At 67.6% G+C, this 13244-nt stretch carries 14 protein-coding genes; 5 read left to right on the plus strand and 9 right to left on the minus strand.

Going from position 1 to position 13244, the window contains the following annotated elements; translation table 11 throughout:
* Positions 1 to 168: 168 nt before the first annotated feature.
* From AC1DH3_RS11605 to AC1DH3_RS11625, 5 genes are all read right to left on the minus strand, one after another.
* A complete protein-coding gene (locus tag AC1DH3_RS11605; protein WP_476893267.1) occupies positions 169 to 1194 on the minus strand; it encodes an NADP-dependent oxidoreductase in 1026 nt (341 codons plus the stop codon).
* Complete coding sequence (locus AC1DH3_RS11610) at positions 1191 to 1622, minus strand: organic hydroperoxide resistance protein (RefSeq protein ID WP_441418514.1); 432 nt, start codon at positions 1620 to 1622, stop codon at positions 1191 to 1193. Before AC1DH3_RS11610 ends, AC1DH3_RS11605 begins: the two co-directional genes overlap by 4 nt.
* 76 nt (positions 1623 to 1698) lie before the next feature.
* A complete protein-coding gene (locus AC1DH3_RS11615; protein ID WP_476909391.1) occupies positions 1699 to 2091 on the minus strand; it encodes a MarR family winged helix-turn-helix transcriptional regulator in 393 nt (130 codons plus the stop codon).
* Between the two features lie 301 nt (positions 2092 to 2392).
* Positions 2393 to 3592 carry an amidohydrolase gene (locus tag AC1DH3_RS11620; RefSeq protein ID WP_476909372.1) on the minus strand — a complete coding sequence of 400 codons (1200 nt, stop codon included), beginning with the start codon at positions 3590 to 3592 and terminating at the stop codon, positions 2393 to 2395.
* Positions 3593 to 3676: 84 nt separating this feature from the next.
* Positions 3677 to 4834, minus strand: coding sequence for a mannose-1-phosphate guanylyltransferase (locus AC1DH3_RS11625; protein ID WP_441418516.1), 1158 nt, complete (start codon positions 4832 to 4834; stop codon positions 3677 to 3679).
* 269 nt (positions 4835 to 5103) lie between these two features.
* On the opposite strand from AC1DH3_RS11625, the gene sdhC reads away from it, so the two are divergent.
* The 5 genes from sdhC to AC1DH3_RS11650 all read left to right on the plus strand — a co-directional run bounded on the left by sdhC (position 5104) and on the right by AC1DH3_RS11650 (position 9522).
* Positions 5104 to 5484, plus strand: coding sequence for a succinate dehydrogenase, cytochrome b556 subunit (sdhC, locus tag AC1DH3_RS11630; RefSeq protein ID WP_082575171.1), 381 nt, complete (start codon positions 5104 to 5106; stop codon positions 5482 to 5484).
* Positions 5485 to 5487: 3 nt separating this feature from the next.
* Positions 5488 to 5952: a succinate dehydrogenase hydrophobic membrane anchor subunit gene (locus tag AC1DH3_RS11635; RefSeq protein WP_175323591.1), complete on the plus strand. Its 465-nt coding sequence runs from the start codon at positions 5488 to 5490 to the stop codon at positions 5950 to 5952.
* Between the two features lie 123 nt (positions 5953 to 6075).
* A complete protein-coding gene (gene sdhA, locus AC1DH3_RS11640; RefSeq protein WP_441418517.1) occupies positions 6076 to 7875 on the plus strand; it encodes a succinate dehydrogenase flavoprotein subunit in 1800 nt (599 codons plus the stop codon).
* Position 7876: 1 nt separating this feature from the next.
* Positions 7877 to 8659, plus strand: coding sequence for a succinate dehydrogenase iron-sulfur subunit (locus tag AC1DH3_RS11645; protein WP_138770016.1), 783 nt, complete (start codon positions 7877 to 7879; stop codon positions 8657 to 8659).
* Positions 8660 to 8751: 92 nt separating this feature from the next.
* Positions 8752 to 9522: an alpha/beta hydrolase family protein gene (locus AC1DH3_RS11650; protein WP_476893268.1), complete on the plus strand. Its 771-nt coding sequence runs from the start codon at positions 8752 to 8754 to the stop codon at positions 9520 to 9522.
* Here the strand turns inward: AC1DH3_RS11650 and AC1DH3_RS11655 are convergent.
* Genes AC1DH3_RS11655 through AC1DH3_RS11670 form a run of 4 tightly spaced genes read right to left on the minus strand, consistent with a single transcriptional unit; the run spans position 9479 to position 13240 of the window.
* Complete coding sequence (locus AC1DH3_RS11655) at positions 9479 to 10642, minus strand: YihY/virulence factor BrkB family protein (RefSeq protein WP_476909392.1); 1164 nt, start codon at positions 10640 to 10642, stop codon at positions 9479 to 9481. The two genes, AC1DH3_RS11650 and AC1DH3_RS11655, sit on opposite strands and share 44 nt — an antisense overlap.
* Entirely contained in the window at positions 10587 to 11264 is a 678-nt protein-coding gene (locus tag AC1DH3_RS11660; protein WP_441418520.1) for a 2'-5' RNA ligase family protein, read from the minus strand. The genes AC1DH3_RS11655 and AC1DH3_RS11660 overlap by 56 nt, the downstream gene beginning before the upstream one ends.
* A 4-nt stretch (positions 11265 to 11268) precedes the next feature.
* The gene (gene trpS / locus AC1DH3_RS11665) at positions 11269 to 12390 is read right to left on the minus strand and encodes a tryptophan--tRNA ligase (RefSeq protein ID WP_441418521.1); all 1122 of its coding nucleotides are present in this window, start codon (positions 12388 to 12390) and stop codon (positions 11269 to 11271) included.
* 16 nt (positions 12391 to 12406) lie between these two features.
* Complete coding sequence (locus AC1DH3_RS11670; RefSeq protein ID WP_441418522.1) at positions 12407 to 13240, minus strand: exodeoxyribonuclease III; 834 nt, start codon at positions 13238 to 13240, stop codon at positions 12407 to 12409.
* Positions 13241 to 13244: the final 4 nt, after the last annotated feature.

Genomic DNA, 13244 nt, shown 5'->3' on the forward strand with positions numbered 1-13244 from the left:
GTCATGGAACACGTCGAGTAACACACTTCACAGCCATTTCACAGATTGTTGAGAACTTGTTACCAAGCGCTGCGCCGTTCCCGCGCGACCGTACGCGTGAGGCCCCGAAATCGTGGAAATCGGGGCCCCAGGGGCAACGTTCGCGCCTGCGCTGGAGGCGGAGTTAGCTTAGAGGCGGACCAGCATCTTGCCGGTGTTGGCGCCCTCCAGCAGGTCCATGAAGGCCTGCGGTGCGTTCTCCAGCCCGTCCACCACGGTCTCGTCGTAACGGACGGTGCCGTCGGCCAGCCAGCCGGAGAGCTTCTCGACGAACTCGCCCATGTACTGCCAGTAACCGCCCACCAGGAAGCCCTTGAGGGTCAGCTGCTTGCCGATGGCCAGCATGAGGTTCCGCGGGGCCGGCGTCGGCTCGGTGGAGTTGTACTGAGAGATGGCGCCGCACATGGCGACGCGGCCGCCGACGTTGAGCACGGACAGCGCGGCCTCGAGGTGCTCGCCGCCGACGTTGTCGAAGTAGACGTCGATGCCCTTCTCCCCCGCGGCCTCCTTCAGCAGGTCCCGGACCGGGCCGTCATGGTAGTTGAAGGCGGCCTCGAAGCCGAGCTCCAGCAGGCGGGCCACCTTCTCCGGGGTGCCGGCGCTGCCGATCACCCGGGAGGCGCCCATGGCCTTGGCAATCTGCCCCACCAGCGAGCCGACGGCGCCGGCTGCGCCGGAAACGAAGACGGCCTCGCCCGGCTTGAACTCGGCGACCTTGAGCAGTCCGGCGTAGGCGGTCAGGCCGGTCATGCCGAGGGCACCCAGGAAGGCCGACGCCGGGGCCAGGTCGGTGCGGGCCGGCGTCGTCGCGGCGGCGTCCAGGACGGCGTACTCGCGCCAGCCGAGGCTGTGCACCACAGTGTCCCCAACCGCGCGGTCGGCCGAGCGGGAGGCGATGACCTCGCCGACGGCGCCGCCCTCCATGGCGGCGTCCAGGGCGAACGGCGCGGAGTAGGACTTCACGTCGTTCATCCGGCCGCGCATGTAGGGGTCCACGGAGATGAACAGGTTGCGGACCAGGACCTGGCCGTCCTGGAGCTCCGGCAGCGGGGATTCGGCCAGCCGGAAGTTCTCCGGCACGGGGCGGCCGTGCGGGCGGGAGGCCAGCTGGATCTCTCGGGTGGTGGCGGGAAGGGTGCTGTTCTCGGTGCTCATGCGGCGACCTCCAGGATGGTGATGTCTACGGTGATGTTGCCACGGGTGGCGTTGGAGTAGGGGCAGACCTCGTGGGCCTTGGCGACGAGCGCTTCGGCGGTTTCGCGGTCCACGGCCGGCAGCGCGATCTCGAGTTCGGCGGCGATGCCGTAGCCGGAGCCGCCGTCGAGGGCGCCGAGGTGGATCTTCGCGGCGACGGCGGAGTCGGTCAGGTCCGCCTTCTGCTGGCGGCCCACCAGGCGCAGGGCAGAGTGGAAGCAGGCGGCGTACCCGGCGGCGAAGAGCTGCTCGGGGTTGGTGCCTTCGCCGTTGCCGCCGAGCTCAACCGGGCTGGCCAGGGTGACATTGAGTTTGCCGTCGGACGTCTGCGCGTTGCCGTCGCGGCCTTCGCCGGAGGCCAGTGCTTCGGCCGTATAGAGGGTCTTCATGGGGATTCCAATCTGTTGGGGGAAGGGAAGCTTGTGGGGTTGCCGCGCGGCCGCAGCCCGCAATTGGCGGGGCCGGTCAGCGGCCGGACTGCAGCGCGGCGGTGAGCCGGCCCAGGGTCTCGCGGAGCTGGTCGAGCTCGTTAGCGGAGAGTCCGGCGGCATCGGCGAGCCGCTGCGGAATTCCGGTGGCACGGGCGCTGAGGGCGGCGCCGGACTCAGTGAGGAAGACCTCGACGCGCCGTTCGTCCGCCGCGGACCGCCGTCGTTCCACGTATCCCAGGGACTCGAGGCGCTTGAGCAGCGGCGAGAGGGTTCCGGAGTCCAGCCCGAGTTCCTCGCCCAGCTCGCGGACGCTGCGGGGCTGGTCCTCCCAGAGCACCATCATCACGAGGTACTGCGGGTACGTCAGTCCGAGTTCCTCGAGTATGGGCCGGTAGACGGCGGTAGCGGCCCGCGAAGCCGAGTACATGGCGAAGCACACCTGCCTGTCCAGGCGGGGGGCGTCGGTCCCGGCGGACGCAGGGGAATCAGTTTTGCTCACCTAAAAACCTTAGCGCACAACTAAGTTGCGCACAACTGAGTTGTGCACAACGCATTTACCGGTGGAGTCGCCCGCCGGATTTCCCCACCTTCAAGGGGCGCCGACGGCGTGTCCGCAGGCAGCGCTGGCGCGTCCCGGCCCCGCGAAGGGAAAGGTGGGGAATTTCCGCGGGCACGCCCGCCCTTGAGCAGGCGAAGGTGCGGCTCCGGAGCGTCGGCTGGCGCCTGCCCTAGAGGTCGCGGAGGGTGCGGAGGGCCGCCGCCGTGAGCACCCGGATGCCGAGGCCCAGGGCGCGTTCGTCCAGGATGTAGTCGCCGCGGTGCAGGTCGTACTCCTCGCCGCCGGGGGTTTTCGTGCCCAGCCGCATCATCGCGCCGGGCAGGTCCGCGAGGAACCAGGCGAAGTCCTCGCCGCCCATCGACTGCGGCGTCAGCACCACGGAGCTCTCGCCGATTTCGGCCCGGGCCGAAGCCTCGATCAGCGCGGTCTCGTGTTCGGAGTTCACTACGGGCGGCACGCCGCGGGTGTGCTCCAGGTGCACGTCGACGCCGTAGGGCGCTGCGATCTGCTGCACCACCTCGTCGAGGATCTCCCCCGCGCTGTGCCAGGCATCCCGGTCCAGGCAGCGCATGGTGCCGGCCATGTAGCCGCTCGCCGGGATGGCGTTCGGTGCGGAGCCAGCCGAGATGTGTCCCCAGACCACGGACACCCCGCTGCGGACGTCGACGCGGCGGGAGAGCACGGCCGGGACGTTGATGGCGATCTGCGCGAGGGCGAAGACGAGTTCCTCGGTCAGGTGCGGGCGCGAGGTGTGGCCGCCTCGGCCGCTAAGTTCAATCTTGATGGTGTCCGACGCCGAGGTGATGGCGCCGATCCGGGTGCCGATCTTGCCGACCTCGATCCGGGGGTCGCAGTGCAGCGCCAGGATCCGCGGCACCCCCTCCAGCACACCTTGTTCGATGCACGCGTGCGCCCCGCCGGGCATGGTCTCCTCCGCCGGCTGGAAGATGATCCGCACCGTGCCGCCCAGCGGCGAGGAGTCGTGCATCCGCTGCAGGATCAGGGCGATGCCCAGCATCGTGGTGGTGTGGACGTCGTGGCCGCAGGCGTGCGTCACGCCGTGGTTCTTGGACGCGAACGGCAGTCCGGTCTCCTCGATGATGGGCAGGGCGTCAATGTCGCCGCGGAGCGCGGTGGCGATGGGGCCCTCGCCGACATCCACGGTCAGCCCGGTACCCTCGAGCCGGCGCGGGGCCAGGCCGGCAGCCTCAAGCCGCTTGGCCAGCTTATCCGTGGTGCGGAACTCCTTGAAGGACAGCTCGGGGTGCGCATGCAGGTCGCGGCGGAAGGCGATCAGCTCCGGCAGGAGTGGCTCCAGCCACGGCCCCACCAGGGTGGTTGGCTCAGCTTCAGTAGTGTAATTGCGCACACAATCACTCTAGCGAGAGTCAGAAAAATAGCGGCATCGCAGCCGGACGGTTACGGCAGTACAGTCCCGCTTACCTGAAGGGGACTAGAGGACGTCCGTGTCGCCGCTGGCCTTGAGCGCGTCCACGGCGGCCTTGACCCGCTGCGAATGCGCCTTCGTCATCACGAGCAGGGCATCGGGGGTGTCCACGATCACCACATCCTCGATGCCGATCAGGGCGATCACACGCTTGGTGTCGGAGACCACCACGCCGCTCGAGTTCTCAGTGAAGACCCGGGCACCCTCGCCGATCACGGTGACGTCGTCGACTTCCTTGGCACTGTTGAGCCGGCCCACGGAGGCGAAGTCCCCGACGTCGTCCCAGCGGAAGGTGCCGGGCACGACGGCGACGTCCCCGGCTGCCGCGGCGGGCTCGGCGACCGCGTAGTCGATGGCGATCTTGGGCAGGGTTGGCCAGACGCGGGAGGTGACCTCGTCGCGCAGCGGGGTGTCCCAGGCCTTGGCAATCTCCTGCAGGCCCGCGAAGAGTTCCGGCTGGTTGGCCTCCAGGTGCTTGAGCATGAGCGAGACCGGCGCGACGAACATGCCCGCGTTCCAGACGTACTCGCCGCTGTCCACGTACTGCTGGGCGACTTCCTCGCTGGGCTTCTCGACGAATTCGACGACTGTGTGGGCGCTCGGGGCGCCGGGCACACTCAACTTGTCGCCGGCGCGGATGTAGCCAAAGCCGGTGGACGGGTGCGTGGGCTTGATGCCAATGGTGACGATCTTGCCGGCGGCCGCCGTGTGGATGGCCTCACGGACCGCGTCCTGGAACAGTGCGTCGGGGCTGATGACCTGATCCGCGGCGAAGGAACCCATGATCGTTTCCGGATCGCGCTCAAACAGGATCGCCGCGGCGAGGCCGATGGCCGCACCCGAGTCCTTGGGCTCGCTCTCCAGCACCAGGTCCGCCTCGCGCACCTCGGGCAGCTGGCGGCACACGGCCTCGCGGTGCGCCGTTCCGGTGACGACCAGCACGCGGCTGCCGGCGAGGGGTTCCAGCCGGTCGTAGGTGGCGCGCAGCAACGTGCTGCCGGATCCGGTGAGATCGTGCAGGAATTTGGGGGCGGCGGCCCGGGACAGCGGCCAGAGCCGGGTCCCCACACCGCCTGCCGGAATCACCGCGATGAAACGCCGCAGCGGGGAGTCCGCCGCAGCGTCCTGGGGTGAGTCATGGCTGGCCATATTGTCTGTAGTCATCACGGCTACTTTAGCGGAACGCCGCCTGCACACCCCGGAGTTGGCACGCAACGCACGCAAACGGAGTCGACGGCGGCGCAAGCGAATGTGGCGTTCGTCTCAAAAGCGGCCAAAAACCGCGCCGGGCGCCGTCACCATCGATCCGCTGAATTGAATAAGCTGAGGGCGAAGCCTAGATTTAGGCTTGAGCTTACGAGTGCTCTCGCAGCAGGCGTTCCCCCCGCGTGGATCCCATGCCAGCGCCGCTGTGTTGCAGGGAGGTTTATTCAGTGCCGACAAAACCAGCTGGCACCTTGTACCGCGGCCGTGAAGGCATGTGGTCCTGGGTTGGACACCGCGTTACCGGTGTAGTGATCTTTTTCTTCTTGTTGGTCCACGTGCTGGACACCTCATTGGTGCGTGTGTCCCCCGAGGCCTACACCGCCGTGATCGGTGCCTACAAGAACCCCCTTATGGCCCTGGGTGAAACGGGCCTCGTCGCAGCGATCGTATTCCACGCCTTCAACGGCCTGCGGATCATCGCCGTCGACTTCTGGAAGAAGGGCGCGAAGTACCAGCGCCAGATGCTGTGGACGGTCCTGGCCCTCTGGGTCGTCGTCATGGTCGGCTTCTCCATCCGCCACCTGTCCCTCGCCCTCGGAGGTCACTAAGCCATGAGTGCAACCATTCAGAGTCCGCGCAGCGGCAAGATTGCGCCGCAGTACCGCCGCAGCGGTTCGTCCAAGGGCAACTTCGAAATGCTGGCATGGCTCTTCATGCGGCTTTCCGGCGTCGTCCTCGTGGTCCTCATCTTCGGCCACCTGACCGTCAACCTGCTGGTGGGCGAAGGCATCCACGCGATCGACTTCGGCTTCGTGGCCGGCAAGTGGGCCGACCCGTTCTGGCAGGTCTGGGACCTGGCCATGCTGTGGCTCGCCATGCTGCACGGCACCAACGGCGTGCGCACCATCATCAACGACTACGCCGAAAAGGACGCGACGCGTCTCTGGCTGAAGATCGTGCTCTACGCCGCGGCCGCAGCCATCATCATCCTCGGCACGCTGGTGATCTTCACCTTCAACCCGTGCCCAGTGGTCGACGGCGTGCAGCTGCCCGGCGGGTTCTGCCCCGCTCCGTAGCGGCCCGGGCCTCCGGGCGCTGATCCTTGCCTGCCCGCGCGGGACACAGGGATCACGAGACTTCACTGCGCAGGCTCCGCCGGCGGTGTTTTACAGCGAATTTTGAGAGAAAGAGCATCTGGTATGCAGGTCCATAAGTACGACGTCGTCATTGTCGGTGCCGGTGGCGCTGGCATGCGCGCCGCGATCGAATCCGGTCAGCGTGCGCGAACAGCAGTACTGACCAAGCTTTACCCCACGCGCTCCCACACCGGCGCGGCACAGGGCGGCATGTGTGCAGCCCTGGCCAACGTCGAGGAAGACAACTGGGAGTGGCACACCTTCGACACCATCAAGGGCGGCGACTACCTGGTGGACCAGGACGCCGCCGAGGTCATGGCGAAGGAAGCGATCGACGCCGTCCTGGACCTTGAGAAGATGGGCCTGCCGTTCAACCGCACGCCCGAGGGCCGGATCGACCAGCGCCGCTTCGGCGGCCACACCCGCGACCACGGCAAGGCTCCGGTCCGCCGTGCCTGCTACGCCGCGGACCGCACCGGCCACATGATCCTGCAGACGCTGTACCAAAACTGCGTCAAGCACAACGTCGAGTTCTACAACGAGTACTACGTCCTCGACCTGCTCACCGTCGAGGAAGACGCAGTCCGCGAGGACGGCACGGCGTACAAGCAGAAGCGCGTTGCCGGCGTCGTGTCCTACGACCTCGCCTCCGGCGAACTGCACGTCTTCCAGGCCAAGTCCGTGGTGTTCGCCTCGGGCGGCGCCGGCAAGGTCTTCAAGACCACCTCCAACGCGCACACCCTCACCGGTGACGGCATGGGCATCGCGTTCCGCCGCGGCATCCCGCTGGAGGACATGGAGTTCTTCCAGTTCCACCCGACCGGCCTGGCCGGCCTGGGCATCCTGCTCTCCGAGGCCGCCCGCGGCGAAGGCGCGATCCTGCGCAACTCCGAGGGTGAGCGCTTCATGGAGCGCTATGCACCCACCATCAAGGACCTCGCCCCGCGCGACATCGTGGCCCGCTCCATGGCCAACGAAGTCCGTGAAGGCCGCGGCTGCGGCCCGAACAAGGACTACGTCCTGCTTGACCTGACGCACCTCGAGCCGGCGCACATCGACGCCAAGCTCCCGGACATCACCGAGTTTGCCCGCACCTACCTGGGTGTGGAGCCGTACACGGAGCCGGTTCCGGTCTTCCCGACGGCGCACTACGCCATGGGCGGCATCCCCACCAACATCAGCGCCGAGGTCCTGCAGGACAACGACACCGTCGTCCCGGGCCTCTACGCGGCGGGCGAGGTTGCCTGCGTCTCGGTGCACGGTTCCAACCGGCTGGGCACCAACTCGCTGCTGGACATCAACGTCTTCGGCAAGCGCGCGGGCATCGCCGCCGCCGAATACGCCAAGACCGCGGACTTCGTGGAACTGCCCGCGGATCCCGAGGCCTACACGCTGAACCTGCTGGAGCACGTCCGCACCTCTGACGGCACCGAAAAGGTGGCCCAGATCCGCAAGGAACTGCAGGACACCATGGACGCCAACATGCAGGTGTTTCGCACCGCCGAGACGCTCAACCAGGTCCTGAAGGACATCGCGTCCTTCGAGGAGCGGTACCAGCGCATCAACGTCCAGGACAAGGGCAAGCGCTTCAACCTGGACCTGCTCGAGGCCGTGGAACTGGGCTTCCTGCTGGAGCTCGCCAAGGTCATGACCGTGGCGGCCCTGCACCGCGAGGAATCCCGCGGCGGACACTTCCGCGAGGACTTCCCCGAGCGCGACGACGAAAAATTCATGAAGCACTCCATGGCGTACAAGGATGACCACGCACCGGCGGACGGTTCCGCCGAGTCGATTGCCGGCATCCGGCTTGCCACCAAACCGGTGGTCTTTACGCGCTACGAGCCGATGGTGAGGAAGTACTAAGATGACCGCTGAACTCGCTGAGCCAGCCTCCAAGATCGAACTGCCCGCCGGCGTCGGCGGCGGCGGGGACATCCCGTCCTTCGACGTCCACCTGCGGGTGCGCCGCTACAACCCGGAGGTCTCCGACGAGTCCACCTGGGACGACTTCCACGTCACCATGTACGGCACGGACCGTGTCCTGGACGCCCTGCACAAGGTCAAGTGGGAGATTGACGGCAGCGTCTCCTTCCGCCGGTCCTGCGCCCACGGCGTCTGCGGTTCCGATGCCATGCGCATCAACGGCCGCAACCGCCTCGCCTGCAAGACCCTGCTCAAGGACCTGGACACCTCCAAGCCCATCACGGTCGAGCCGATCAAGGGCCTGCCGGTGGAAAAGGACCTGATCGTGGACATGGAGCCGTTCTTCCAGTCCTTCCGCGAAGTCATGCCCTTCCTGATCAACCGCGGCCACGAGCCGACCAAGGAACGCCTGCAGTCCGCCGAGGACCGCGAACGGTTCGACGACACCACCAAGTGCATCCTGTGCGCCGCGTGCACCTCGTCCTGCCCGGTGTTCTGGACCGACGGCCAGTACTTCGGCCCGGCCGCGATCGTCAACGCGCACCGCTTCATCTTCGATTCCCGTGATGACGCCGGCGACATGCGCCTGGAGATCCTCAACGACAAGGAAGGCGTGTGGCGCTGCCGCACCACCTTCAACTGCACCGAGGCCTGCCCGCGCGGCATCCAGGTCACGCAGGCAATCGCCGAGGTCAAGCAGGCCATCCTGGCCCGCAAGATCTAGCGCACACCTGCCACCAGCTCCAACGACGACGGCGCCTCCCACCCTCCGGTGGGGGCGCCGCCGTCGTAAGCCCCCTAAATGAAAGGGCCCCCGTGTCCCGCTCCGAAAAAGTGTCCTTCGAAGGTTCCACCGGCGAGCTGCTCTCCGGCGTCATCGACCTCCCCGAGGGTCCGGTAAAAGGCTGGGGCGTGTTCTCCCACGGCTTCACGCTGGGCAAGGACAGCCCCTCGGCCTCACGGATGTGCAAGGCGCTGGCGGACAACGGGGTGGGCATGCTCCGCTTCGACAATCTCGGCCTGGGCGAGTCCGCGGGGCTCTGGTCCGAGGGGTCCTTCAGCCACAAGGTGGCGGACACCGTCCGGGCGGCCGAGTTCATGCGCGACTCCGGCCGCGCCGTCTCGCTGCTCGTGGGTCACTCGTTCGGCGGGGCCGCGGTGCTGGCGGCCGCCGGGAGCATCCCGGAACTCGACGCCGTCGCCACGGTAGGCGCACCGTTCTCGCCCAAGCACGTCGCGCATGTCTTTGACGCCGCGCTGGACCGCATCCTGAGCGAGGGCAGCGCCGAGGTGGACCTCGGCGGCAAGCGGGTGGAGATCCGCCGGCATTTCGTCGAGGACCTGGAAAACGCGGACCTGACCGATTGCATTCGGCGGCTGCACAAGCCCCTGATGGTGCTGCACTCCCCCACCGACAACACGGTGGGCATCGACAATGCCAGCAGCATCTTCCAGACCGCGCGGCACCCGCGCAGCTTCGTCTCGCTCGAGGGCTCCGACCACCTGCTCACCGGCAAGGGCCAGGCAGCCCGCGCCGCCAGGATTATTTCGGCGTGGGCCGATCAGTACCTCGACGCCGGAAGCTAGCCGCCGGGCGGCGTCGCTCCCGCTGCTCGGCCGGCGTCTTCCCGGGCTGGACCTGGCGTGCACCCCAGCCGGCAGTCCTGGCGGACGGGGCGGTTGTGACGTCCTCTTCGCGGATCGCTGACCACGCGGCCGAGACGAGGTAGACCTGGCTGACCAGGTTGAACCAGATGAGCAGGCCGATGATGATGGCGAAGGGCGCGAGGATAGGGTTCCGGCCGGCGCTGGCGAGGAGTTCGGCGCTGAAGATCTGGAGGACGCTGGTGCCCACCGCGGCCAGGATGGTGCCTTCCAGCAGGGCCCGGCGCTGCAGTTTGAGCCCGCCGGCGAGCCGGAACATGATCAGCGCGGTCACCCAGCCCAGAACCAGCGGCACCGCGATCTTGATGGACGTGGTCAGCGGGCCGGCCACCAGCGGGTCCAGGTGGAGCTGTTCGGCCACCCAGCCGGCGGCGGTGCCGAACACGAGCGAGGCACCGGCGCTGATCACCAGGGCGACGCCGAGCAGCAGGAGGGTGCCGGTGTCGCGCAGTTTCAACAGGACCGGGTTGACCTTGAGCGGGGGAAGCCGCAGCACGCCGCGCAGGCCGTCACGCAGGCCGGCAATCCAGCCCAGCGAGGTCACCACGGTGACGACGGCGGCGATCACCGCCGTCCAGCCGAGGCCGCTGGGGTTCAGCAGCTCCTGCGGGTCCACCAGCCCCTCCCGGCCGCCGACCTTGAGCAGTCCGGGGGCACTGGTGGCGACGCTGCCGATGACCTTGTCCAGCAGCGCCGGCTGGCCGCGCAGCAACAGCCCGGCGATCGAAAAGCCGGTGGCCAGCAGGCCGGTGATGGAGAAGAACATGTTGAAGCCGATGCCGGCGCTCATCAGCGGGCCGTGCTGCAGGTTGTAATGCCGGAAGGCCCGCATCGGCCGGAACACGTTGAGCCGGGCGAGCAGCCACTGGACCATGGCCAGCGGCGCGGCCAGGCCTCCGCCGGCGGAGCGCCGAGCCTTGCCCCAGTCCACCCTTTTCCGGATGACTTCCAGCCTCAGCTGGGCGAGGTCGGTGGGAAGCGGAGGTTCAGCGGGCGCCTGTTGCGCCGGCCGCGCCTCGGTGGTCGTCAGGTTCGGTGCCAAAGTCAAGCTCTTCCCGTAGCTGCCAGATGCCGTTGTCGTCGTGCTCGTAAAGTCCCATGCTAGCCACCGGGAAGCTGGCCCTGTAATTCTTCAGCGCCGTCTCGGCCTCGTCGAGGCTTTCCGGGGCCACGTCGTGGGCCACGGTGACGTGCGGGTGGTAGGCAAACGGCAGTTCGCGCTCCAGCGGCCCGGTCTGGAGCTGCTGGTGCAGCCTGACGCACTCGCCGAAACCGGCCTCGACGTTCAGGTAGACCACCGGCGATACCGGGCGGAAGGACCCGGTGCCGGCGATCGTCACGGTGAACGGCTCCTGCCCCCGCGCCACCTCGCGGACGTGGTTGCGGGTTGCTTCCCAGTCCTGCGTCATGGTGGTGGTGACCAGGGTTATGTGCGCCGGTATGGACGCGGCCATCGGGTCCCCGAAGGAGGCCCGCCAACGCTGCAGTTCCTCGGCGATCTCCCGCGGGAAACCGAGGATGACGCCGATGCTGATGCCCTCATCCGGGGTCTGTCCGTTGCCGGCCGCCGCACTTTGGTGGGGTGCGGCGCCTGAACCCTTGCGTGCGCTGTGGTGGACGGCGCGCCCGGTGTCGTTGGCGGTGACTTTGCTGGCAGAGGACATTGCGCTAGTGGACTCCCCGTGCTCCGGCGTAGGGCAGGAAGCCGACCTTGGCGTAGACGTCCCGGAGGGTGACCGAGGCGATCTCCCGGGCTTTGTCCGCGCCCAGGGCGAGCAGCCGGTCCAGCTCCGCAGGATCGTCCAGCAACTGGTTCGCCCGGTCCCGGATCGGGCTCAGGTGTTCCGTGACCACCTCGGCGAGGTCCACCTTGAGGTGGCCGTACATCTTGCCCTCATACGCGGCGACGAGTTGCTCCACGCTCTGCCCGCTGATGGCCGAGTAGATCGTCAGCAGGTTGGAGACGCCGGGCTTGTTCTCGCGGTCGAAGCGGATTTCGGTTTCCGCGTCCGTCACGGCGGATTTGATCCGCTTGGCGATCACCTTGGGGTCGTCCAGCAGGTTGATCAGGCCGGCCGGCGACTCCGCGGACTTCGACATCTTCGCCGTCGGGTGCTGCAGGTCGTAGATCTTGGCCGACTCCTTCTGGATGAAGGGCTGGGGCACCGTGAAGGTCTCACCGAAGCGGGTGTTGAAGCGCTGCGCGAGGTCGCGGCTCAGCTCCACGTGCTGGCGCTGGTCCTCCCCCACCGGCACGCCGTGCGGCTGGTAGAGCAGGATGTCCGCGGCCTGCAGGATCGGGTAGGTGAAGAGTCCGACGCTGGCCTGGTCCGAGCCCTGTTTCAGGGCCTTGTCCTTGAACTGGGTCATCCGGGAGGCCTCGCCGAAGCCGGTGATGCAGTTGAGCACCCAGGCCAGCTGGGCGTGTTCCGGGACCTGGGACTGGACGAAGAGCGTGCACTTGTCCACGTCGACGCCGCCGGCAATGTACTGCGCGGCGGTGACGCGGGTGCGGTGGGCCAGCTCGGCAGGATCCTGCGGCACCGTGATCGCGTGCAGGTCCGGGATGAAGAAGACGGCGTCGTATTCGTCCTGCATCCTGACCCAGTTGACGAGGGCACCGAGGTAGTTGCCGAGGTGCAGCGAGTCGGCGGAGGGCTGCATGCCGGAGAGAATGCGGTGCCTGGCACCGGGAACCGCCGGAGCCTGTCCGGCGGGTGAGACGACGGCGTCCAGTGCGACGCCGGCGTCGACGCCGGCCAGAGTCGACGCGTTTGAAGGAGAGGTCATGGGAGGAACCTTAAGACTAGAGCCGGTAGTCCACTACCAGCGGGGCGTGGTCGGAGAAGCGTGTGTCCCAGGACGGCGCCCGGTCAACAACTGCTGACACCGCCGCGGCGGCGAGAGCGGGCGTGGCCATGTGGTAATCAATGCGCCAGCCGGTGTCGTTGTCGAAGGCCTGTCCCCTCTGCGACCACCAAGTGTAGGGGCCGTCGACGCTACCCGCCAGGCCCCTGTGAACATCCTTCCAGCCGATTTCCTCGCCGAAGAAGCGGTCGAAGTAGGCACGCTCCTCGGGCAGGAAGCCGGCACGTTTGACGTTGCCCTTCCAGTTCTTGATGTCCAGCTCGGTGTGGCCGACGTTGAGGTCGCCCACCACCAGGGCATGGTCGCTGTGCTTGGCCAGCTCCGGCAGCCGGTTTGCCATCACGTCCAGGAAACGGAACTTGTCATCCTGCTTCGGGGTGCCGGCCTCGCCGGAGTGCACGTAGGCGCTGGCCACGGTCAGCTGCGAGGCCTGGCCCGCGGCGTCGCGGACAATGTAGTCGGCTTCCACCCAGCGGCCAGCCGTCGCGAAGTAGTCGTCGCCGATGCCGGAACGGGTGGCGACGGGCTCGGTGCGGGAGGCAATGGCGACGCCGGCCCGGCCTTTGGCCTCGGCCTCGGCGTGCAGGATGTGCCAGCCCTCGCCGAGGAGCTCGTGGACGATCGCATCAGGCGCGCGCACTTCCTGGAGGCAGAGGATATCGACCTCACGCGGCGCCAGCCATTCCGCCATGCCTTTTTTGTAGGCGGCGCGGAGGCCGTTGACGTTAACCGATGCGATGCGAAGGTGGTCCTTCTTCAATGCCGAGCTCACCCGT

The organism is Arthrobacter sp. 05L428 (assembly GCF_056397665.1).

Coding starts and splice junctions, on each gene's coding strand:
- AC1DH3_RS11625 (WP_441418516.1), bottom strand. CDS start 4,834: ATGACTACAGACAATATGGCCAGCCATGACTCACCCCAGGACGCTGCG.
- AC1DH3_RS11645 (WP_138770016.1), top strand. CDS start 7,877: ATGACCGCTGAACTCGCTGAGCCAGCCTCCAAGATCGAACTGCCCGCC.
- trpS (WP_441418521.1), bottom strand. CDS start 12,390: ATGACCTCTCCTTCAAACGCGTCGACTCTGGCCGGCGTCGACGCCGGC.
- AC1DH3_RS11660 (WP_441418520.1), bottom strand. CDS start 11,264: ATGTCCTCTGCCAGCAAAGTCACCGCCAACGACACCGGGCGCGCCGTC.
- AC1DH3_RS11605 (WP_476893267.1), bottom strand. CDS start 1,194: ATGAGCACCGAGAACAGCACCCTTCCCGCCACCACCCGAGAGATCCAG.
- AC1DH3_RS11635 (WP_175323591.1), top strand. CDS start 5,488: ATGAGTGCAACCATTCAGAGTCCGCGCAGCGGCAAGATTGCGCCGCAG.
- sdhA (WP_441418517.1), top strand. CDS start 6,076: ATGCAGGTCCATAAGTACGACGTCGTCATTGTCGGTGCCGGTGGCGCT.
- AC1DH3_RS11610 (WP_441418514.1), bottom strand. CDS start 1,622: ATGAAGACCCTCTATACGGCCGAAGCACTGGCCTCCGGCGAAGGCCGC.
- AC1DH3_RS11615 (WP_476909391.1), bottom strand. CDS start 2,091: ATGTACTCGGCTTCGCGGGCCGCTACCGCCGTCTACCGGCCCATACTC.